Source organism: Hymenobacter glaciei (assembly GCF_039539585.1).
In the GTDB taxonomy this organism is placed as follows: domain Bacteria; phylum Bacteroidota; class Bacteroidia; order Cytophagales; family Hymenobacteraceae; genus Hymenobacter; species Hymenobacter glaciei.
In genome coordinates, this window is record NZ_BAABDK010000001.1 from 261661 (window position 1) to 282712 (window position 21052).

The following is a 21052-nucleotide window of genomic DNA, read 5'->3' on the forward strand; positions in this document are numbered from 1 at the left end:
TTAGACGAGAAAATCATGGGGCAGAACAACCGTTTGCATTTGCCGTGCGGTACCTTTGCGGCCCTTCGCTTCCAGCCGACTTCGGCCGGCGGCGAGTAGCTTTGTGCTGCGTTCCCACCCCGCTATTTCGCTAGAATATCATCCTATGGACCACAACAAACTGGCCCTGCCCGTCGGCACTACCCTCGACCGTTTCATCATGCGCAAGCAGGAGGATTTTCCCTATGCCACGGGAGAACTGTCTCAGTTGCTGCGCGATATCGCCTTGGCAGCCAAGATTGTCAACCGCGAAATCAACCGCTCCGGCCTGATTGATATTGCCGGTGCCTACGGCAGCCAGAACGTGCAGGGCGAAGACCAGCAGAAGCTCGACGTCATCGCCAACATCCGCTTCATTCGCGCCCTTCGCAACGGCGGCGAAGTCTGCACCATCATCTCCGAGGAAGACGATGAGATGATTCAGACCGGCAACAACCAGGGCAAATACGTGGTAGCTATCGACCCGCTCGATGGGTCGAGCAACATCGACGTGAACGTGAGCATTGGCACCATTTTCAGCATCTACCGCCGCGTTTCACCTACCGGCCGCGAAGGCACTGCCGCCGATTGCCTGCAGCCCGGCACCCACCAGGTAGCCGCCGGCTACGTCATCTATGGCTCGAGCACCATGATGGTGTACACGACCGGCAACGGCGTAAACGGCTTCACTTACGAGCATTCGCTGGGCGAATTCTTTCTGTCGCACCCCGATATTCAGACGCCGGCTACCGGCGTTATCTATTCCATCAACGAGGGCAGTTCCGACTCGTTTTCGCCGGGCGTGGCTGCTTTTGTGCAGCAGTGCAAGGCTCAGAACTTCTCGGCTCGTTACATCGGCTCACTAGTTGCCGATTTCCACCGCAACCTGCTCAAGGGTGGCATCTACGTGTACCCCGCCACGGCCAAAAATAAAAACGGCAAGCTGCGTCTCATGTACGAGTGCAATCCGCTGGCCTTCATTGTAGAGCAGGCCGGCGGCAAAAGCAGCAACGGTCGCCAGCGCACCATGGAAATCGAGCCCAAAGTGCCGCACGAGCGATGCCCCGTATTCATTGGCAGCAAGGAACTGGTCGACCAAGCCGAGGCATGTCTGGCAAAAGAGGCAATGGCTGCTGAAAAGGCATCCGTGGCCAAATAACATTGTCGGGCGGTGGCAAGTAAGCACGAGTTGTTATCCGCCTGTCATGAATTTTGAATCCTTCACCCGGGCCGTCATTCAGCAACCAAACCCAACAAAAAAGCCGCTCCAGATACTGGGGCGGCTTTTTTGTTGATAAGAATGCGCGAAACTACTCGGCTTTCTTGCGGCTTTTCTTGGGGGTAGTGGCTGCCTCGGGGTTGCCTTCGGCAGTCGGCTCTTCGTCGGTAGCAGCAATTACGCCCCCGGTGCTTAGCGGCTCGCCAGCGGCTGGCTCGTCGGTTTTAGCAGCTTTGGCCTTCTTGGCTTTGGGCACGGGCGTTTCGGAAGCATCCGTCTCGGCAGGAGCCTCGGCGGCCGGGGCCGTTTCAGCAGCCACGTAGGGGCGGTGCTTGCTCACGATGCCGTACCACGACGCCAGCTTCTTGATGTCGGACAGGTACACGCGGTCGCGGTCGTAATCGGGAATTACGCCGGCCAGGAAGTCGGTCAGCTCGCTCTCGCTCGACTTGGGCGATACTGGCGACGAAGCGCCGTGTTTCTGATAAATGCGCTCGAAAACCTCCGTCAGTGGCACGGTTTCGTCGGCATCCTGGGTGTAAATCGAAATTTCCGACAGCAGCGACACCTTGTTGCGGGCCGGGGCCAGCGTGCGGGTAGCCTTCTCGTCGAGGCTTTCGACGAGCACACCGTGGCGCGCGGCGCGCACCAGGCGGTACAGGCCGGGCATGCCGCTGATAGCGGCCAACTCTTGCAGTTCGTAGGGCATTTTTTTTCAGTTAGCAATTAACAATTGGCAATGAACAAGGGGCGCTGAACGCCGCAATGCGATGCAAAGAAACGACTTTATTCATTGCGTCTTGTTCGCCGCGTATCAGGTTACTCCGTAGCGTTCGAAGCCGTCGTGCCCAGCTTGAAGGTGATGGGCAGGCTGGTCAGAATGGGGTATTCGGGCTTTTTGAACTTGAGCAGCCGCACCACGCGCAGCGCCTCTTCGCCGGTGCCGCCGCCCACCTGCTTCACCAGCTTGATGCCGGACATCGTGCCGTCGGGGTTTAGAGTGAAGCTCACAATGCACTGGCCCTGAATGCGGTTGCGCTTGGCCATGAGCGGGTACTTCAGCTCCTTGCCAACAAAGTCGTACATGGCGGCCTGGCCACCTTCGTAGTATTCGGCCACCGGAATAACCTTGCCAGCCGAGGCAATGCCCGTGCCCTGAGCAGCTTGGGCTTTGGGAGTAGCAGGCGTTTGGGCCAGCGCCGGAGCGGCGGCGGCCAGCAGCAGGCCCAGGGCCAGTGGCGCGATTGTAGAAACTTGTTTAGCGAACATAATAAGTAGGGAATGAGACAATAATGAGGAGGAGCAGTAAATCTGCGTACAGGTGGCGCGCCAAAGGCAATTACGGGGCCAATCTACTCCCCGGTGGCGGCATTGGTCTGCCATTGCTGGTTTACTTCGGCAATGAACTCCAACACTTCCTCGCGGCCCCGGGCTGTTTCGGCCGAGGTGAGGAAATAGCGTGGCAATTCGTCCCAGATTTCGCTCATTTTGCGCAGGTATTCCGTAATCAGGGCTTTGGTTTGAGCGGTCGACTGCTTATCCGTTTTCGTGAATATCATCACGAACGGAATGCCTTCTTCGCCGAGCTTTTCCATGAACTCCAAATCGGCGGCCTGGGGGGAGTGGCGCGAGTCGATGAGCACGCACACGCACATCAGGTTGGCGCGGTTGCGGAGGTAGTAGTTAATCATCTTGGCCCATTCGGCGCGCGATACTTTGCTCACCTTGGCATAGCCATAGCCCGGCAGGTCGACCAGAAACCAGTCGTCGTTGATAACAAAGTGGTTAATCAGCTGCGTTTTACCCGGCGAGGACGACGTTTTGGCCAGCCCGTTGCGGCCAGTGAGCATGTTGATGAGCGAGGATTTGCCCACGTTGGAACGGCCGATGAAAGCGTATTCCGGCAGCGTGGGAGCAGGGCAGAGGTCGGCCCGGGAATTGCTGGTTAGAAAGCGGGCATCGCGAATAATCATGGATAACAGGCACCAGAAATGAAAAAATAGGAGACCGCAAAATTACACCCGAACCTGCGGCTCGTCCTTGAGTTAAAAAAAACACCGTTCAGTTGCTATTTCGTTGAGGCTTCTATATTTGCGCGTTCCTCCGGTTTTGCAGCCGGTACCGGACAACCGCACCAGCTTGTCCCCTGAATGGCTCCCAAACCCTCGTTTTGCCGGTTTCGTACACAATCAGCCTATCTTTGCCCGCCGAGGGCCGCCGCGCAATTCGCGGCTCCGCTTGTAAACGGACGGTTACCTTCGGCGCAATTCGGCATTAAGCCCTAACCCTGCTGCGCTTTTTCAGTATAAGCCCAAAATACCCGCTTCGGCGATGGTAGTCCGCTTGGGCCGCATTCTCTTCTATAATCCCTTCAGAAATTTCTTTTTCTCAAACCTCTCCTCCAATGGACAACTTATCCAGAAGGTTACTGCAAGCGTCGTGCGCCGTTGCCCTCACCGCCTCCGTGGCTGCTCCGGCTCAAGCGCAAAGCACCCGCAAAGACCTCAAGACCGGCAACAAGTTCTTCGAGCAGGAAAACTACCGCGCGGCCATTCCTTATTACGAAAAGGTACTGGCGAAAGACCCGAACAATGCCAAAGCGCTGTTCAGTGCCGGTATTTCCTACATGTCGTTCGACAAGGAGAAGGCCAGCGACTACATCTACAAGGCGCAGAAGTTAAAGCCGAAGGTTTCGAAAGATGTGGACTACTGGCTCGGCCGGGTCGACCACCTGAACTACAACTTCGACGAGGCCATTGCCCACTACGCGGCCTACAACGCGACGTTGAAGAAAAACGACCAGCGTAAGGAAGAGCTTTCCCAGCTTATCGCGCACAGCAAGAATGCCAAGGTGCAGTTCAACTCGCCCAAGGACATCTTCGTGAAAAACCTGGGCCCTACCATCAACACGCAATATTCGGAGCACAGCCCAGTTATTTCGTCCGATGACAAAACGCTTATTTTTACCTCGCGTGGTGAAAACGTAACGGGTGCCAGCGGCAGCGTAAGCGACAAAAAGAACAAGAGCGTAGCCGCCGACGGCGAGTACTACGAAGACGTGTTCGAAGCAACCCGCGTCGACGACGAGAACTGGCAGAAGCCCCGCTCGTTGAGCGGCGTGTTGAACGGCAAAGGCCACGACGCCTCAATTCAGCTCTTCGACAACGACACAAAGATGCTGATGTACCGTAACGACAACAACGGTGACATCTTCGTGACTGATAAATCGGGCGGCGACTGGACGGCTCCTAAGCCCCTAGATGGCAACATCAACTCGAAAGCGTTCGAGTCGGATGCGTTCATCTCGCCAGACGGCTTGACCATCTACTTCTCGACTGGTAAATTCTCGGAAGACGGCACGCTCGACCTGTTCACCGCCACGCGTTCGGCCCTTGGTGCGGACTGGGGCACGCCCCGTAACCTGGGCGCCAACATCAATACCCGGTACGACGACGACAGCCCTTACCTGAGCAAGGACGGCAAAACGCTGTACTTCTCGTCGCGCGGCCACAACACGATGGGCGGCTACGACATCTTCAAGTCGGAGTACGACGAGGCTGGCCGCAAGTGGGGCCCGGCTCAGAACATGGGCTACCCCGTGAACACGCCGGACGATGACTCCTACTACCGCCTGAGCCCCGATGGCTCGTACGCTTACCTGAGCTCGTACCGCATTGGTGGCTACGGTGAGAAGGACATCTATACCATCAACTACATCAAAAACGCCAACATCATCGGCAAGGTGTTCTCAAAGAAGGACAGCACCACGGTGATTCCCGGCGTTGAGCTGGTGTTCAGCGGGCAGCAGGCCGACAAAACGGCCCTGAGCTTCCGCGACGTAACCAAGCCCGATGGCGCTTACCAGGTAGCCGTGCTTTCGGGCCGTACCTACCAGGTAGCCGTGAGCAAGGATGGCAAAAACATTGAAACGCAGGAGTTCCCGGTTCCCGTGTCGACCAACGACTCGACCACCATCACCAAGAACTTCTACATCGACTACATCGATACTACCGCTTTGGCTGGCAGTGCGTTCAAGAACATCTACTTCGATACCGACAAGTATAAGCTGCGTCCGGAGTCGATTACCGAGTTGAACAACATCAGCCAGGTGCTGACGGCTAACGCCGGGATGAACATCTCGATTGAAGGCCACTGCGACTCGCGCAATACGGATGAGTACAACATGGTGCTCGGCCAAAACCGCGCCGATGCTGCCAAAAACTACCTTGTGAAGCAGGGAATTGCTGACTCGCGCCTGACCACGGTAAGCTACGGCGAGCGTCGCCCAGCTGCGCCGAACGATTCGCCCGAGAACATGCAGCTGAACCGTCGCGACGAGTTTAAGGCCGTGCGCACCGAAGGCTCGACGGGCATGGGTACCGGCACTGCTGGCGCCGGTACTACCGGTACCGACGCGTCGACCACCGGCACCTCTACGACCACTACCACGACCACGGCCGCTCCGCTGACTCCCGGCAAGAGCAAAATGAAAATGGCCGATGGCACCAAGGTGAAAACCAAGGTTGACGAAGACTCGGACAAAGTGAAGGTGAAAACCAAAGGTGCCGATGGCAGCGAAACCAAAACGAAATCGGCTAACGGCGAAATCGATGGCAAAGCCAAGGACGCCAACGGCGAGAAAACCAAAGTGAAGGCCAAGAACTAATATAGTTTTTGACACTCCACCCACGGGGAAGCGGGCCGGGCACCATGCCTGGCCCGCTTTTTTTGTGGCCTTAGCGCTCAGCCAGTGGCATTTGCCGCCGGGCCTTAACAAACCATAGGGTTTGGGCGTTGGAGGGAGACAATTTTTCCGCTTCACTTCCGTTCTTTGCGCCCCCCATGGCCGTCGTACCCTACAAAGACAATTCCGCCGATAAGAAATCGCAGGTTGCCCAGATGTTTAATTCCATCGCGGGCAAGTACGATTTCCTCAACCATTTCCTGAGTGCCGGCACCGACATCTACTGGCGCCGCAAGGCCGTCGATGAGCTCAAGGCGCTGCGCCCGGCCCGCATTCTGGATATTGCCACCGGCACGGCCGATTTCGCCATCGAGACGCTGCGCGCAGCCGCTCCCGACGCCCAGGTAACGGGCATTGACATCGCGGAAGGGATGCTGGAAGTGGGCCGTCGCAAGCTGGCTGCCAAAGGCCTCGGGCATCGCATCCAGTTGGAGTTGGGCGACTCCGAAAACCTGCCGTTTGGCGATGGCGAATTCGATGCCGTGACGGCATCTTTTGGCGTGCGCAACTTCGCGCACCTCGAAAAGGGGCTGGCTGAGATGCGCCGTGTGCTGCGGCCCGGCGGCAAGCTGGTGGTGCTGGAATTCAGCAAGCCGACGGCTTTTCCGCTCAAGCAAGCCTATAATTTTTACTTCAGCCGGGTGCTGCCGGTTTTTGGCAAGATGATTTCCAAAGACCAGTCGGCGTACACGTACCTGCCCGAGTCGGTGCAGGCTTTCCCGGATGGCCCCGAATTTTTGGCAATTCTTGCCAAAGTCGGCTTCAAAGAACCTGCATGGCAACCCCTCACTTTCGGAATCAGCTCCATTTACACGGCGCACAACTAACTAGGCTGGCCCTGGTGGCCGGCTTGTTGGCCTTGCTGCCCTCGGCGGCGCAGGCCCAGCGCAAACCCCGTTCCCGCGTAAACCGCACGTCCGATGGCGTGGTGAAATCAGTGACGGTACAAAACCTGCCGGCCTACGACGAGCGGTGGTTTCACCCGGGCATGTACCTGAGCTTTTCGGGCTCAAAATTCAACCTGGAGCAGTCGGCTTATTACGTGGGCAAGAAATGGGTTACGGCTAATTCCGTTATCAGTCCGAGCCTGGGCGTGGGCTTTATTGCCGATGCCCGGCTGGGCGGGCCGGAGTCGCCATTTATTCTGCGGTTTGCGCCGGGCGTGAATTTCCAGACGCGGAGCATCGAGTTTCGGCCGAGCGGTTACCCGGCGCCCGATTCCATCGTGACCCAAAACATTACTTCGACGGTAGTGCAGTTCCCCGTGCTGCTAAAATATCAGTCGGACCGCCGCCGCAACTCCCGCATGTACATGATTGCGGGCCTGAACCCCACACTCACAGCCAGTAACCGCCGTAGCGACCCGCTGCGCAATGTGTTGCGGGCCGAAGGGAGCGACCTGACCCTGGAGTATGGCGTGGGCCTGGAACTGTTCTATCCGCTGTTTAAGCTGGCCCCGGAATTACGTTTCTCGCATGGCCTGAAAAACTTGGTAGTACCGCGTAACGACGTGTTCAACCGTAGCCTGCAGTACATGAGCACGAATGCGGTTACGCTGTACATCAATATCCAGAACTAAAGCTAAATGTCGGTTGCTTGTTGTCAGTTGTTAGTCGACAACTCCTTTGAACAATTTACAACTGACAACGAGCAACCGACCATAAGGACCCCATGAAAACTGCTTTCGTAACCGGCGCATCGTCGGGCATTGGCCGGGCTACGGCCGTGGCGCTGGCCAAGGCTGGCTACCAGCTGGTGGTAACCGGCCGGCGGCGCGAGCGCCTCGATGAGTTGGCGGCTGAAGTTGCCCCAGTGCCCGTGCAGGTGCTGGTGTTTGATGTGAGCGACCGGGCGGCGGTATTGGCAGCGGTGGCTACGTTGCCGGAAGCGCTGCGCGCACCGGATGTGCTGGTAAATAACGCCGGCGGGGCCCACGGCCTGAGCCCCATTCAAACCGGCGACCCAGCCGACTGGGACCAGATGCTGGATGCCAACGTGCGCGGCCTGCTGAATGTGACGCACGCGCTGCTGCCGGGCATGACGGCCCGCCAAACCGGCTTCATTCTCAACGTGGGCTCAATTGCCGGCCAGGAGGCCTATGCCAACGGCAACGTATACTGCGCCAGCAAAGCCGCCGTACAGATGCTGACTAAAACCATGCGGCTCGACTTGCTGCCCACCGGTGTGCGGGTGGCCGAAGTGAACCCCGGGGCAGTGGAAACCGAGTTTTCGCGGGTGCGCTTTAAGGGCGATGAGGCACGGGCTGCGAAGGTGTATGAGGGTTTCGAGCCCCTTAAAGCAGAGGATATTGCCGACATTATTGTGTTTATGGTAACGCGGCCGCCGCACGTGACCATTGCCGAAATATTGGTGCTTGCCGGGGCGCAAGGAGCCGCTACGACGATTAACCGGAAGTAACTGCCAGTAAGCAACTCGTTTGGCCGTTCTGCTGAGTGCTGTGAAGCATTTAGCAGAACGGTCTTTTTTGGGCCATGCTATACTGCCAGGCTTTCCAGTACCGCTCGGTTCAGCTCGTGGCGGCCTTCGAACGGAACCAGATGGGGCGAGGCTCCCAACTGCGCCAACCGCTGCTGTTGCTCGGTAGCCTGAGCGACGGAAATGTATTCGTCGTTGCTACCAATGACAAGGCTCAGGCGTAGCGGCGTGAGCAAGTCGCGGGCGGTTTCGGGTGCGACGTCTTCGGGAAAGCCGCCAGCGCAAAGGATGAGATGCGCGGGTCGGAAAAGGGCGCGGGTGAGCCAGCGGCCGACGGTCGCGGTGCCCTGCGAAAAGCCCAGCACGGTAATTTCAACATCGGCCGGACATTTGGCCAGGACCAGCCCCGCCAGCTGGTTGAGGAAGCCGACGTGGTCGTCGATTTCGGCCAAACGGTCGTCGCGGGTCATCCAGCTGGCTCCAACGCGGCCGCCGTTGCCTTGCAGGTAGAAGCGGGAGAGGCCCTCGGGCGCAATGACGACGGTGTCGTCGCAGTTGTCGACCAGAAAAGCGAAGTGGCGCACAAAATACGCCGCCAGCTGCCCGTAGCCGTGGCAAACAAACCAGACGCGCTTGGTACGGGCCGAAAGCTCGCCCAGCTGTTGGTAGCGCGCTGTGCGCGCCACGGTGAGGTGGTGCTCCATGGGGTGGTTTTGTGTTGAGTCCCGGTGCTAGTTGCCCAGCAACTCCGGTAGCAGCTTTGAACTGGCAACGAGCAGCCGACAACCACACATCAACGACTACACCGTGGGCAGGTCGTCGGGCGAGAAGTTGAACGGCATGATGGCACTGAGGCTGCTAAAGCGCAGAATATTGCCGTCGCGGCCCGGCAGCAGCAGCGGAATGGCCTGGCCCTGGCGCGATTCGTACTCCAGCATGACCTGGCGGCAGGCACCGCAGGGAAGGGCCGGCCCAAAATCGCCATCGCTCGGGCGCGCAGCTACCGCCATGCCCACAATGGGCGCGTGGTCAGGCCGGGCCACAGCGAGGCCAAATAAGGCCGTGCGCTCGGCGCAAAGGCCCGAAGGGTAGGCGGCATTTTCCTGGTTGGTGCCTTTGAAAACGGTGCCATCGGCCAACAGCAGAGCTGCGCCTACATGAAAGCCCGAATAGGGCGCGTAGGAATGGTTGGTTGCGTCGCGGGCAGCCTGCCAGGTGGTCTGTTCGGCTGGGGTGAGGTCGGTAACGGCGTCCAGCTCTTCGAATTCAATGAGATGCTGACGGGAATTGCGAGCCATTCGGATGGGATTAGGGGGCGGCGAAGGTAATACGCTACGCTTAATGAAGAATGAATAATGAAGAATTGTAAATTGGAAATAAGCGGATAGTGATTCAGCTCCCTCATTCCTCATTCCTCATTCAGCGCAGCGTTCTACTTTTGCCCCATGACTTCCCGCCTATTGCTCCTCGGGGCTGGCCGCTCGGCCTCTTCCCTCATCCAATACCTGCTGCGCCACGCACCCACCGAAAACTGGTTTGTAACGGTGGCCGACGTGAACCCGGCCCACCTCGCGCCGGTGCTGGCTGCTCACTCGCAATATGCCCACGCGGTGCCCTTCGACCTAGCCAACGAAGCCCAACTGGAAGAACTGGTGAGCCAGGCCGATGCCGTTATTTCGATGCTTCCCGCCACTCTGCACCTGGTAGTGGCCCGGGCCTGCGTGCGCCAGGGCCGGCACCTGGCCACCGCTAGCTACGTGAGCCCCGAGATTCGGGCACTGCACGACGAAGCCACCGCGGCTGGCGTGACGCTGCTGATGGAATGCGGCCTGGACCCCGGCCTCGACCATATGTCGGCCATGCGGGCAATTGCGCACATCCGGGCACGGGGCGGGGTTGTTACCAGTTTTAAGAGCTACTGCGGTGGCCTGCTGGCTCCAACGGCGGAGGGCGAAAATCCCTGGAAATATAAGTTCACCTGGAACCCCCGCAACGTGGTGCTGGCCGGCCAGAGCACGGCCAAATTCCTCGAAAACGGGCGTCCGCGCTTTATCCCGTACCAGCAGTTGTTTGCCCGTACCGAAACCCTGACGGTGCCCGGGTACGGCGACTTTGAAGGCTACGCCAACCGCGACTCGTTGAGCTACCGCGCACCGTACGGGCTCGATGACATACCGACCATACTGCGCGGGACGCTGCGTCGGCCAGGCTACTGTGCTGCTTGGCACGCCCTGGTGCGCCTGGGGCTGACCGATGATGCCGTGAACCTCGACAACCCCGAAACCCTTACCTGGGCCGAGCTGGTGGCCGCGTATCTGCCCGTCTCGCACATTCCGCACCTCGATGTGGCCCAGCGCACAGCCACGTACCTCGGCCTGAACCCAACCGGTGAAGAAATGGGCCACCTGAACTGGCTGGGCTTGTTTTCGGACCGGCCCGTAGGCCACGCCAATGCCACGCCCGCCCAACTGCTGGAGCGCCTGCTAGCCGAAAAATGGCAGCTGCAACCCCACGACCACGACCTGATTGTGATGCAGCACCTCTTCGAATTTGAGGTAAACGGCACGGCACATCGCCTGACTTCTTCCCTGGCGGTGGAGGGCGACGATGCTACCCACACCGGCATGGCTAAAACCGTGGGCCTGCCCCTCGGCATGGCTGTGCGCCGCCTGCTTCGCGGCGAAGTGCCCCAGCGCGGCGTGCTGATTCCGGTGAATGCGGACTTGTACGAGCCTATTCTGGATGAGCTGGCAGCCGATTATGGCATTTGCTTCAGAGAGCAGGAGAGCTAGCGGTTTGGCATGTTATGGGGCAACAGTTATGTCTTGGACTGTCCGGTGGAAGTGCTTCCGGCGCAGCTTCCGGCGGATATCGGCTGGAATTGGATTGCCCAGCGCGTAGCCTTCGATGATGCGGGCCTCGCGTAAAGCGCTATAACGCTCGCCTTTTATCATGCCGACAGCTGCGAAGGCGGACCCGGCCAGCACATCCTGCCGGGCCGACTGTGCTTCCAGGGTGGTGGGGCGTCCGTCGGGGCGTTGGGTGTATTGCTTGGGTGCCAGGGTGCTTGCGGCGGCCGACGAGTAGCCGTTAGCACTGCCCCGTTTTTCACGGAAGAGCTTCTGCACGGCAAAAACGGTGTCACGGCCCTGGCCAAAAGTGGGGGGCGTAAACCCCAGCGCGGCAGTAAGGAGGATTAATGGTAGTAGTCGGAAAGCGTTTTGATGCAGCATGAAAACGGTTGGGTAAAGGACAACCAAAGATAGCAACACCGGCCAGGACAGCCAGCAGGGAAAACGGTTTGCCAACTAAACTGGCAGGGCCCAGACAATAGGCTTGCCGATGCTACCGTTATTGCCATCATGCCAGCACTTCGAGCTTATTTATACCTGCGCTGCATTTTGCTTGGGAGGTTGCTACGCGAAATTGGCTGGCTACGCCTGGCGCTGCTTTTGCCCCTGCTAGCGGCGGTTGGTGGGCGAGGTATCGTTATGGCGGCGCGGCACCCGCTGGCCCAATGGAGCGTGCCGCTACTGGTAGCCGGGCAGCTGATGGCCGTGCATCGTCGGCGCACAGACCTACGCTTTCTGGCCACCAGCGCCCCACTTTTTCAGCGTTGGCTTGGCGTGGAGTACGTTTTAGTGGCGCTGCCCTTCGCTCTGGTACTGGTCCTTTTTCGGGATTGGAGCGCGGCCCTGCTCACGGTGGCACTGGCTCCACTGGCGGCGCTGCTGCCGCCGGCACGCGACAATCGGCGCACCCGGCTTCGGGCCCGCACGGTGTTTCGCAGCGAGGCCTTTGAGTGGGTGAGCGGCATGCGGACCGGTGGACAATGGGCGTGGCCGATATTGCTCGCTGGGGCATGGTGGCAGGCGGCCTCGCCACTAGGGCCGGGGGTAGCGCTGCTGGTGTGGCTGTTTATACTGCTGGCCTGCTACGGCACTCCGGAGCCCAGCACCATGGTTTTGTTGGCGGCCCGGGCACCAGGGCCATTTATGCGGTGGCGGCTGCGGGTGGGCATGACGTATGCCGCGCTCACGGCGGCGCCGTTTTTCTGGCTGCTGGCGGTAGGCCCGGCCGGGGTAGCGGGTACGGTGGCCGTTGCGGCGTTCTGGCTAGGCCTAGTGGCGCTGCTGATACTCACCAAATATGCCTTTTACCCCAATGCCGTGCACATTCGCAGCACGCAGGCGCTGGTGTTGGCCGTGGCGCTCACGCTGTTTGCGCATCCGGTGTATCCGGTGCTGCTGCTAGTAGCAGTAGGCGGGCTCATCTGGCAAAGCCAGCGACGACTGCGGGCGGTGCTGGGGTCGGTGAATGAGAAATGAGAAATGAGAAGGTAGAGGTTAAGCGTTGGTATTTAACGCGTTGTTGGTTTGGCCTCGATAAAGTAGTATGCTGGAAGTTCTAAACCTGCGCAAAGCCTATGGCCCACACATCGTGCTGCACGATGTAAGCTTGAACCTGTGTCCTGGCACCATCCACGGGCTGGTGGGGGCCAATGGCGCGGGCAAAACCACGCTCATCAACTGCCTGTACGGGTTGGAGGATGACTTTGCCGGGACCATCCGCGATACGGCCGGGCCGCCCGTGCGCACGCATTGTGGGCTGCTGCCCTATGAGCCATATTTTTACCCGCGTCTCACCGGGCGCGAATACCTGGAGTTCTGTTTGCAGGCGCGGGACCGGCCGGTGACCGACTTCAGCGGCTGGAACCAACTGCTGGAATTGCCCCTCGACCAGTACGCCGACGAATACTCGGCCGGGATGCGCAAGAAGCTTGCGCTGCTCGCCCTTCTGGTGCAGCAGTTCAACTACCTCATTCTCGACGAGCCCTTCAACGGCCTCGACCTCGAAGCCAACCTGCTGCTCAAGGAAATTCTGAAGCGCCTGCGCGACCGGGGTACCGGCATTCTGCTTACCTCACACATTCTGGGCGCGCTCACCGAAACCTGCGATGAAATCTCGGTGCTGATAGACGGACGCGTGCAGCGGCAATACGCAGCGGCCGAGTTCAATACTCTTGAGGCCGACTTGCTCCAACGCCTGCACCGCGAGAAGTTGGGTTTGCTGGACGGGCTGGTGTAGCTCCGCCTATATTTCCTGGCTACAGCGCCAGATAAAAGCCCGCCAGCAGTGCCCGGAATGCTGCCGAATATTCCGGCTCGTTCTCCGCCGTCCGAATGGTGAGTTCTGTTTCGTGCAGCATTGCAGGCTCGCGCCGAAACCCGGTGATGTGGCGCAATGGCCGGCTGCCGGGCCGGTGCCGCACCACCAGGCGAGTGGCTGGAAACAGCCCCACGGCGTTTGCTACTCCCTCAAAGGCCAGCATCTCGGGGGGCGGCAGCAACACGGTAAGCAAGCCGGCCGGCAACAGAAACGCTGCGGCAAAAGCTGCCAGGGCTTCGAAAGAAAGGGTGTCGTTTGCTTCGTGGCGGGCCGTCGTGCGCGCAGCATCGGGCGAGCGCAGCGACTGCCGAAAGAAAGGCGGGTTGCATATAATGTGGCTGCATGCCGCGGGCCGCGTAGCCGCGTAATCAGCCAAAGAAATGGCCTGCACGGCTATGCGACTGGCCCACTGGCTGGCAGCCACGTTGGCGGCAGCCTGCGCGGCGGCGGCGGCATCAATCTCCACTGCTTCAATTTCGATGGTGGGGTGGCGCTGGGCAGCCATCAGGGCCAGCAGGCCGGTGCCCGTACCGATGTCGAGCAGACGGGTGGCCCCGGTAAGGTCAGCCGCTGCGCCCAGTAAGCAGGCATCGGTGCTCACCTTCATGGCGCAGGCGATTTGCTCGACGCGAAACTGCTGAAACTGGAAGTAGTCGTTGGGCACCTGTTAGTTGAGAAGTTTAGTCTTCCCAATAGAAAAAACAATCGAATACTTGGTAGGGGGAATCTGCCAGAATAGTTGGAATCGTAAGGCCATTTGGAGCGGGCTGTTCAAGCAGCTCAGGCCCAAGTAAAGTGTACCGAAATGATTGCATTATAGCTTCTATCCTTTCGACTTCGCCGTGCCACAAGCCCTGGTCAAGCTTTACCATACTGCTGGGTCTCAAAAAGCCAGCTGGCCCGCTTTTCCATTGTCCATTTTGCCCAGATGCCAACCAGCTACTGCCTCCGTAAAACCAATAAGGAGCTAACGTGGAAATATATAGAACAAGGCCATCAGTATGGTCTTCTCGTACTCCCTGTCCCAGCCGTCCTGTATTCACAAATACGGTATCTGACTTGTCCAGCTTGGATATTTTTACTTCCCCGTACGAAGCAAAGCCGTTGCCGTAGGACGTAAAATCAACGTCCACCAGTGACCCTTCCATTTTTTTAAGTTGGTCTACTAATGCAGCTATATACGCTTCAACTTTCCTGCCTTTTCCTGTGCTGAACGGTGAGAAATTACCCACAATTTCACCTTGTATAAGCTTGCGTAAGAGACCTTCGGAGAAATCCATTGGGGTGTAGTTGCTAGCGTATAGTAGCCCCACTTATCGCTTCGTACCCTTCATCCACTACAAGGTCTTTCCCCAGCGCGCTTTGCACGGCCAGCACGTCGCAGCGCTCGTTTTCGGCGTGGCCGGCGTGTCCCTTTATCCAGTGGAAGGTGACTTTGCGCTGCTTGTAGACGCGCAGGAAACGCCGCCACAAGTCCTCGTTGGCCTTTTTGCCGAAGTCTGACTTCGCGGCCCAGCCGAAAACCCACTTTTTCTCCACGGCATCGACTACGTATTTCGAGTCGGAGACTACGCGAATGGGCAGGTCGGGCCGCGTGACGGATTCGAGGCCAACAATCACAGCCAGCAGCTCCATGCGGTTGTTGGTGGTGTGGCGGAAGCCTTGGGTAAGTTCTTTCTCGTGGGGGCCGTAGCGCAGGATGGCGCCGTAGCCGCCCGGGCCCGGGTTTCCGCGCGCCGAGCCGTCGGTAAATAGGTGAATCAATTTGATTGATGTGAAAAATGTGATGAATATGTAAAATGTGAAAATGTGGCGAGAATGGAAGGTTTTGCCTATTCACATCTGCCACATTTCCACATTCTTCATATCAAATTAAAAATTGGCTTTGAATAGTTTGATGGCAATGGCCAGCAGGATGACGCCGAACACGCGCCGCAACACGTCTTCGCCGGCTTTCCCCAGCTTGCGCTCAATCCAGGGGCTGGTTTTGAGCACGGCGTAGACGAACACGAGGTTGAGCAGGATGCCGACCAGGATGTTGGGCAGGGTGTAGGCGGCGCGCAACGAGAGCAAGGTGGTCATGGTGCCGGCCCCGGTGATAAGCGGAAAAGCCAGCGGCACAATGGAACCGGTGCTGGCCGTGAGGTCGGAATGAAAAAGCTGGATGCCGAGAATCATTTCCAGTCCGATGAGGAAGATGATGACCGCACCCGCCAGGGCAAAGCTCTCGTTGTCGACTCCTAGCAGGCGCAAAATGCTCTGGCCCAGGAAAAGGAAAACCACCATGAGGCAGCCCGCCACGAAGGTTGCCAGCTCGGCTTTAATCTTCCCTTCGCGCTGCCGAATCTGAATGATAATCGGAATGGACCCGATGATGTCAATCACGGCAAAGAGCGTGAGCGTGACAGAGAAAATTTGCTGAAGGTTGAACATGGTGGAAGAGTTTTGGGTAGGGGCGGGGCTTGCCCCCGCCCGTCGTTGAACGATTCGCGCGAGCCATTCAACGGCGGGCGGGGGCAAGCCCCGCCCCTACATTAACTAGATTAACCCGGAAACTCCTTCGCAAAAAACTGCACCAGCGCCTCAAAAGCCGCATCGGGCACAGCGGGGAAGTTGGCAATGCGCACCGTGGTATTTTTGAGCGGGCCGTAGCCGCTGCCCAGCTGCAGGCCAGCTTCCTTGGCTTTGGCCTTGATTTCCTCGATGAGCGCGGGTTCGCCCTGCAGGCCGATGACGGTGGTGCTGCGCGTTTCGTGGTTGGTTACGAAGGGGTGGAGCGGGGTGGCCTGGTCGAAGAAGCCGTAGAGCTTCTGGGCGCGGTCGGCCAGGTGCTGGGCCACTGCTTTGATGGGCTCGCGGTCGGCCAGCACGCGGCTGAGTAGGTAAATGCCCAGCACGTTGGGCGTGTAGTTGGTCTGGTGGTTGAGCATCTGGCTCAGCATGGCGGGCAGCGCGTTGTAGTGCGCCCGGTCGTTCACGGCTTTGGCCTGCGCCACGGCACGGGGCGACAGTATCAGCACGCCCAGGCCGGCGGGCAGGCCGAAGCACTTCTGCACCGAGCCGTACCAGATGTCGGCCTTGATGTATTTCAGGTTCAGGCCGGCCAGCGAGCTGGTGGCATCCACGGCCAGCAGGGCCCCGCCTAGGCGGTTGTAGAGGTTCAGGATGAAGCCCTCGCGTAGCTGGGTGGCAGTGCTGGTTTCGTTCTGGGTGATGCAGACAAGGTCGGTGTCGTCGGGGGCGAAGGGCAGGCCGGCCACGTCGGGCAACTCATCAAGCCCGAAGCTCAGGCCCGTGCTGTCGGGCCGCAGGGCCTTGGCGTACTTAAACCACTTTTCGCCGAAGTCTCCGTTGTAAATATGGAATGAGCGGCGCGGCGTGAGGCTCTGCGCCAGAATCTCCCAGCACTCGGTGGCCGAGCCGGTAAACAGGACGGTGTAGTCCTGCGGCACGTTGAGCTTGGTTTTGAGGTCGGTCACGGTCTGGCGCACCAGAGCGGTGACCTTTTCGGAACGGTGCGGGGCCGAGAGCCAGCCCTCATCGAAGGCATCGGTGAGGTACTGCCGAACGGCGGGATATACGGCCGAAGGCCCGGGATTGAAGGTATACATGGGAAGGAAAGTCGGGAAGGTGAAGCGCCGCCGCGGCAAAGGTAGCGGTTACGCCAACCGCTAGCCGCAGGATTTCGGGGCCAGTGCGCGCAACTGGCAACGGGCGTGGGCCGGCCATATTGCAGTGGCAAAATCCACCCAGCTTCCCGTCTTTTAGTGCTTGGCGTACCATAGCCTGAATACTTACAGGCCATTCCGGACTAATCCGCAAACGCAGTTATCACACCCGAAACCCGACCCGCTTGGGCTGCTGGTTCACGAACCACTGCACGGCCAGCCGGTAGCTTGCCAGCCCAATGCCGGTGCAGTTGCAGCCGAGCAGGAGAAAACTTAGCAGACTTGTTACGAGCACACCCATATAAATCAGTCATTGCAGCGCGGGTGTCTTCGGTTATTTTGATTACTAGCTTTGCACGCTAAGCCTTGGTTGGAAGTCCTTTTCAAATTAGAAGCGGGTGCAATAGGCCGGAGAAATTACCAGAGCGGCAATTAAACACAAGGTAAATGCAGCGTATTTTGAGGGGTGTACTGCCCGTTTTTTTAGTAGGTGTTCAATTGCATGCGAGAGGGCAACAGCATACGTCGGCCGACCCGCTGAAGCCAGAGGTCGAAAAAGTGCTTACAAGCGCTTTGCTCAACTACCGGGGAGGCGCCGTCCAGCAGGAGCGCGGGCTGGGGCCGCAGAGCACGTTTCTGGCGGGAGTGGGCGCGCATTTTTCGTCTTATAGCACCAACTCACCTCCGTTATTCGGTTCGCGTTTTATAAACGTCACCGACAAGTATTTTGGCCGTCACTACACTACCAGCGGTTGGACGCCTTATGTATTCGCTGAATTCCGGGTGTACACCACGCTGGACAAACGCGCTGTTCATGGGCGCGACACCCGCGCGAATAGTTCAAATTATTGGGCCCTGGCCGGCGAAGTGCCCTTTGCCTCGGGCAATTTAATTAATGTGCCCAATCTGGAGCTTGCCTATCCGGTGGGCGTGAAATATGGCGTGAGACGGCCATTGGGGACAGCTCTTTACATTGAAGGTAGCCTCGGAGGTTTCCTGAAAATCAGCCGCAGCCAGCAAAGTTTGAGTCCTCGGTTGGATGTAGCGTTGGGACTTCACCAATAAGAACAAGCAGAGAAGTGCGTCATAGTTTGAGCTTCAACCGATATTTAGGCAGCCGCTGTCGGCAGGGCGGCCTGTTGCGCACGGCCATACTGCTAGCGGGTATGGTGGTCATAGCCGCTTGTGTGCGCTCCGAAACGTACCCAAGTGCTACCGGGAGCACAACTACTCGGTCAGTTTCTTACCCGCAGTATCAGGCAATCCGCACCAAGCAACAGATTAACCTGTCGCTGGCCGACCAAGACCGGTTCCGGCGCTACTACCGCACCTACCACAGCTGGCCGCTTTCGGAACAAGGCTTCGTCGCCGTTTCCGACACGAACTACCGCCTTGTGGCCGACCTGCACCGGCAGGGCTATACCAATCTCGATTTTGTGACCCGCGGGACCGACAGCCTGCGCATCAACTTTATTTTTCAGACCTACAACAACCTAACGCTGGACCGGGGCGTGACGCTCGACGGGCTGGGGCGTGGCATACCCGGCAGTTTTTTCTTTGTTGCCGACCCGGTTTCGGGCATCACCTTTCGGCAAACCGTTGCTGGCAAACCGAAGAGGTAAGCCCCCGCTCACACCCGAAACCCGACCCGCTTGGGCTGCTGGTTCACGAACCACTGCACGGCCAGGCGGTAGCTTTCCAGGCCGAAGCCGCTGATGCTGCCGGCGCAGTTGCGCCCCAGCAGGCTCTTCTGGCGAAATTCCTCGCGGGCGTGCAGGTTGCTCAGGTGCACCTCCACCACGGGGGCATTGATGGCGGCCACGGCATCGGCCAGCGCCACGCTGGTGTGGGTGTAGCCGCCGGCGTTCAGCACAATGCCGTGGTGGGTGAAGCCGACTTCGTGCAGCTTGTCCAGGATGGCGCCTTCGTGGTTGCTCTGAAAATGCGTGAGCGTAAGCTGCGGGAAGGCTTCCTGAAGCTCCGGAAAGAAGTCTTCGAACGAGCGGTTGCCGTAGATGCCGGGCTCGCGGCGGCCGAGCAGGTTGAGGTTGGGACCGTTTAATATCAGGAGTTGCATGGGGCGAAGATGGGGAAAAACCCCGGCCCCATATCTGGTGGCCGGGGCCTGGCGCACCTCACGGGGTGATAATTGTCCAGCCCTGCCCGCACCCGTCTAGCCGAGCCTGGGCCCCATGCGACGTCTGTGCCTATCTTGCGATGCAATGAGACCTTTCTCCTTTTCCTGCCTGCGCCGCTCGGGCGCGCCGCTCTTCTTCTTGGTGCTGCTGACCGCCGCTGGCTGCCAAAAAAGCGACGACGTGGCCCCTTACGTTCTCCCCCCCGCCTCCGAAGTGGGTAGCAATACCATCGGCTGCATGGTTAATAACCAACCATGGGGGGTCGATGCAGGCACTGCCAGCGCCAACGGTTCGCTCGTGAAGGCCATGTACAAGCCAGGTACGGCCTTGGATGTGGAAGCCACGCACGAAGGTGGTTCATATGGCGACTCCCAGTTGCGGCTGCACTTGGATGCCGCAACCCTGCGGCCCGGCACTTACGACCTCGACCAAGGCACCCGTGCGACCTTTGCTGATTACGATTTCGAATTCGGGGATAGATACGTAGCCGAAGGTCACACCGGCGAGGGTTCCGTTACCCTCACCAAGGTGCTACCCGTGGCGGCCACCGGCAGTAACCCGGCCTACACCATCGTGGCAGGCACGTTCGTTTTTGCCGCCGTTTCGCCCTCCACGGGTGCCGTGGTGCATCTCACCGACGGCCGCTTCGACGTGAAAGCATACTAGTTCCGTCGCAGCGGTATGGCCCTCTTCACCTGGCCCGTGGCCCTGCGGCAATTTCAGGGCTACCTGCAACTCGAAAAGTCGCTCTCGCCCAACTCGGTAGAGGCCTACGGGCGCGACATCAGCAAGCTGCAGCAGTTTCTCGTCATCCGGCAGTTGCCCATCGGCCCCACGCAGGTGAGCACCGAAGTGCTGCGCGAATTCCTGGCCACGTTGCAAGGGTTGGGCCTGAGTGCCACTTCGCAGGCCCGCACGCTCTCGGGCCTGAAGGCGTTTTTCAGCTTCCTCATCATGGAAGACCTGCTGAAGATAGACCCCACCGACACCCTCGAGGCCCCCAAAACCGGCCGCCACCTGCCCGACACCCTCAGCTACCCTGAGGTAGAACAGCTGCTGGCCGCCATCGACCTGAGCACCGATGAAGGCCTGCGCAGCCGCGCCCTGCTCGAAGTGCTCTACTCGTCGGGCCTGCGGGTGAGCGAGTTGTGCGACCTGCGCCTGAGCAATATCTACGCCGACGAAGGTTTTATGAAAGTGGTGGGCAAGGGCAATAAGGAACGCCTCGTGCCCGTAGGCCGCGAGGCCCTCAAGCAACTCAACTTCTACCTCAGCGGCGTGCGCGGCCACCTCGATATAAAGTCCGGGTCCGAAGACTTCGCCTTTCTGAGCAAGAATGGCCGGCCACTCTCGCGCATCACCGTATTCACCACGCTCAAGAAACTAGCCGAGCAGGCTGGCCTACGCAAAACCATCAGCCCGCACACGCTCCGGCATTCGTTCGCCACGCACCTGATTGAAGGGGGCGCCGACCTGCGCGCCGTGCAGGAGATGCTGGGCCACGCCAGCATTACCACCACCGAGATTTATACCCACCTCGATAGGGACTTTTTGCGGCAGGTAATCACCGAGTTTCACCCACGCAGCTGAAAGGGGAGGAGGGAAGCGAAGCGTTGCGTAAAAAAGTGCGTCATGCTGAGCGCAGTCGAAGAATCTCGCG

Annotated in this window: 24 protein-coding genes; 12 read left to right on the forward strand and 12 right to left on the reverse strand. The window is 59.1% G+C overall.

Annotated elements, in window-relative coordinates; translation table 11 throughout:
* Nucleotides 1–145 precede the first annotated feature (145 nt).
* The gene (gene fbp, locus ABD837_RS01130; RefSeq protein WP_345049275.1) at nucleotides 146–1177 is read left to right on the forward strand and encodes a class 1 fructose-bisphosphatase; all 1032 of its coding nucleotides are present in this window, start codon (nucleotides 146–148) and stop codon (nucleotides 1175–1177) included.
* A gap of 151 nt (nucleotides 1178–1328) precedes the next feature.
* Here fbp and ABD837_RS01135 read toward each other — a convergent pair whose 3' ends face one another.
* The 3 genes from ABD837_RS01135 to yihA all read right to left on the reverse strand — a co-directional run bounded on the left by ABD837_RS01135 (nucleotide 1329) and on the right by yihA (nucleotide 3210).
* Nucleotides 1329–1946: a DUF5606 family protein gene (locus ABD837_RS01135; protein WP_345049277.1), complete on the reverse strand. Its 618-nt coding sequence runs from the start codon at nucleotides 1944–1946 to the stop codon at nucleotides 1329–1331.
* A gap of 110 nt (nucleotides 1947–2056) precedes the next feature.
* Nucleotides 2057–2506 carry an energy transducer TonB gene (locus tag ABD837_RS01140; RefSeq protein ID WP_345049279.1) on the reverse strand — a complete coding sequence of 150 codons (450 nt, stop codon included), beginning with the start codon at nucleotides 2504–2506 and terminating at the stop codon, nucleotides 2057–2059.
* An 83-nt stretch (nucleotides 2507–2589) separates the two neighbouring features.
* Nucleotides 2590–3210: a ribosome biogenesis GTP-binding protein YihA/YsxC gene (gene yihA / locus ABD837_RS01145; protein WP_345049282.1), complete on the reverse strand. Its 621-nt coding sequence runs from the start codon at nucleotides 3208–3210 to the stop codon at nucleotides 2590–2592.
* 431 nt (nucleotides 3211–3641) lie between these two features.
* Here yihA and ABD837_RS01150 point away from each other — a divergent pair, with 431 nt between their 5' ends.
* The 4 genes from ABD837_RS01150 to ABD837_RS01165 all read left to right on the forward strand — a co-directional run bounded on the left by ABD837_RS01150 (nucleotide 3642) and on the right by ABD837_RS01165 (nucleotide 8399).
* Nucleotides 3642–5903, forward strand: coding sequence for an OmpA family protein (locus tag ABD837_RS01150; protein ID WP_345049284.1), 2262 nt, complete (start codon nucleotides 3642–3644; stop codon nucleotides 5901–5903).
* A gap of 176 nt (nucleotides 5904–6079) precedes the next feature.
* On the forward strand, nucleotides 6080–6808 hold the full coding sequence (gene ubiE / locus ABD837_RS01155) for a bifunctional demethylmenaquinone methyltransferase/2-methoxy-6-polyprenyl-1,4-benzoquinol methylase UbiE (RefSeq protein WP_345049286.1): 729 nt from the start codon (nucleotides 6080–6082) through the stop codon (nucleotides 6806–6808).
* Nucleotides 6757–7560, forward strand: coding sequence for a type IX secretion/gliding motility protein PorT/SprT (porT, locus tag ABD837_RS01160; protein ID WP_345049288.1), 804 nt, complete (start codon nucleotides 6757–6759; stop codon nucleotides 7558–7560). Before ubiE ends, porT begins: the two co-directional genes overlap by 52 nt.
* Nucleotides 7561–7652: 92 nt before the next feature.
* Nucleotides 7653–8399 (forward strand): SDR family NAD(P)-dependent oxidoreductase, encoded by a 747-nt coding sequence (locus ABD837_RS01165; RefSeq protein ID WP_345049290.1) that lies wholly within the window; start codon nucleotides 7653–7655, stop codon nucleotides 8397–8399.
* Nucleotides 8400–8476: 77 nt separating this feature from the next.
* Here ABD837_RS01165 and ABD837_RS01170 read toward each other — a convergent pair whose 3' ends face one another.
* Together ABD837_RS01170 and ABD837_RS01175 are read right to left on the reverse strand one after the other, a co-directional pair.
* Nucleotides 8477–9121 carry an alpha/beta hydrolase gene (locus ABD837_RS01170; protein WP_345049293.1) on the reverse strand — a complete coding sequence of 215 codons (645 nt, stop codon included), beginning with the start codon at nucleotides 9119–9121 and terminating at the stop codon, nucleotides 8477–8479.
* A 96-nt stretch (nucleotides 9122–9217) separates the two neighbouring features.
* Nucleotides 9218–9715, reverse strand: a complete 498-nt coding sequence (locus ABD837_RS01175; RefSeq protein WP_345049294.1) for a cytidine deaminase — start codon at nucleotides 9713–9715, stop codon at nucleotides 9218–9220.
* A gap of 147 nt (nucleotides 9716–9862) precedes the next feature.
* Between ABD837_RS01175 and ABD837_RS01180 the strand changes: the two genes are divergently transcribed.
* Nucleotides 9863–11209, forward strand: a complete 1347-nt coding sequence (locus ABD837_RS01180; protein ID WP_345049296.1) for a saccharopine dehydrogenase family protein — start codon at nucleotides 9863–9865, stop codon at nucleotides 11207–11209.
* 12 nt (nucleotides 11210–11221) lie between these two features.
* Here ABD837_RS01180 and ABD837_RS01185 read toward each other — a convergent pair whose 3' ends face one another.
* Nucleotides 11222–11650: a hypothetical protein gene (locus tag ABD837_RS01185; protein ID WP_345049299.1), complete on the reverse strand. Its 429-nt coding sequence runs from the start codon at nucleotides 11648–11650 to the stop codon at nucleotides 11222–11224.
* Nucleotides 11651–11830: 180 nt separating this feature from the next.
* Between ABD837_RS01185 and ABD837_RS01190 the strand changes: the two genes are divergently transcribed.
* Nucleotides 11831–12745 (forward strand): hypothetical protein, encoded by a 915-nt coding sequence (locus tag ABD837_RS01190; RefSeq protein WP_345049301.1) that lies wholly within the window; start codon nucleotides 11831–11833, stop codon nucleotides 12743–12745.
* Between the two features lie 67 nt (nucleotides 12746–12812).
* A complete protein-coding gene (locus tag ABD837_RS01195) occupies nucleotides 12813–13505 on the forward strand; it encodes an ATP-binding cassette domain-containing protein (RefSeq protein ID WP_345049303.1) in 693 nt (230 codons plus the stop codon).
* Nucleotides 13506–13524: 19 nt separating this feature from the next.
* Here the strand turns inward: ABD837_RS01195 and ABD837_RS01200 are convergent, their stop codons facing one another.
* From ABD837_RS01200 to ABD837_RS01220, 5 genes are all read right to left on the reverse strand, one after another.
* A complete protein-coding gene (locus ABD837_RS01200; RefSeq protein WP_345049305.1) occupies nucleotides 13525–14250 on the reverse strand; it encodes a tRNA1(Val) (adenine(37)-N6)-methyltransferase in 726 nt (241 codons plus the stop codon).
* A gap of 16 nt (nucleotides 14251–14266) precedes the next feature.
* A complete protein-coding gene (locus tag ABD837_RS01205) occupies nucleotides 14267–14866 on the reverse strand; it encodes a hypothetical protein (protein WP_345049306.1) in 600 nt (199 codons plus the stop codon).
* Between the two features lie 13 nt (nucleotides 14867–14879).
* Nucleotides 14880–15350, reverse strand: a complete 471-nt coding sequence (rnhA, locus tag ABD837_RS01210; RefSeq protein ID WP_345049308.1) for a ribonuclease HI — start codon at nucleotides 15348–15350, stop codon at nucleotides 14880–14882.
* Between the two features lie 108 nt (nucleotides 15351–15458).
* Nucleotides 15459–16019, reverse strand: coding sequence for a MarC family protein (locus ABD837_RS01215; RefSeq protein ID WP_345049310.1), 561 nt, complete (start codon nucleotides 16017–16019; stop codon nucleotides 15459–15461).
* A gap of 110 nt (nucleotides 16020–16129) precedes the next feature.
* Nucleotides 16130–17197: an aminotransferase class V-fold PLP-dependent enzyme gene (locus ABD837_RS01220; RefSeq protein ID WP_345049312.1), complete on the reverse strand. Its 1068-nt coding sequence runs from the start codon at nucleotides 17195–17197 to the stop codon at nucleotides 16130–16132.
* Between the two features lie 504 nt (nucleotides 17198–17701).
* On the opposite strand from ABD837_RS01220, the gene ABD837_RS01225 reads away from it, so the two are divergent.
* Together ABD837_RS01225 and ABD837_RS01230 are read left to right on the forward strand one after the other, a co-directional pair.
* Complete coding sequence (locus tag ABD837_RS01225; RefSeq protein WP_345049314.1) at nucleotides 17702–18319, forward strand: hypothetical protein; 618 nt, start codon at nucleotides 17702–17704, stop codon at nucleotides 18317–18319.
* Between the two features lie 101 nt (nucleotides 18320–18420).
* Entirely contained in the window at nucleotides 18421–18876 is a 456-nt protein-coding gene (locus ABD837_RS01230; RefSeq protein WP_345049316.1) for a hypothetical protein, read from the forward strand.
* A gap of 8 nt (nucleotides 18877–18884) precedes the next feature.
* Here ABD837_RS01230 and aroQ read toward each other — a convergent pair whose 3' ends face one another.
* Nucleotides 18885–19331 carry a type II 3-dehydroquinate dehydratase gene (aroQ, locus tag ABD837_RS01235; protein ID WP_345049318.1) on the reverse strand — a complete coding sequence of 149 codons (447 nt, stop codon included), beginning with the start codon at nucleotides 19329–19331 and terminating at the stop codon, nucleotides 18885–18887.
* A 145-nt stretch (nucleotides 19332–19476) separates the two neighbouring features.
* Between aroQ and ABD837_RS01240 the strand changes: the two genes are divergently transcribed.
* Together ABD837_RS01240 and xerD are read left to right on the forward strand one after the other, a co-directional pair.
* Entirely contained in the window at nucleotides 19477–20058 is a 582-nt protein-coding gene (locus ABD837_RS01240; protein WP_345049320.1) for a Riean_0653 family protein, read from the forward strand.
* Nucleotides 20059–20073: 15 nt separating this feature from the next.
* Nucleotides 20074–20982 (forward strand): site-specific tyrosine recombinase XerD, encoded by a 909-nt coding sequence (gene xerD, locus ABD837_RS01245; RefSeq protein ID WP_345049322.1) that lies wholly within the window; start codon nucleotides 20074–20076, stop codon nucleotides 20980–20982.
* Nucleotides 20983–21052: the final 70 nt, after the last annotated feature.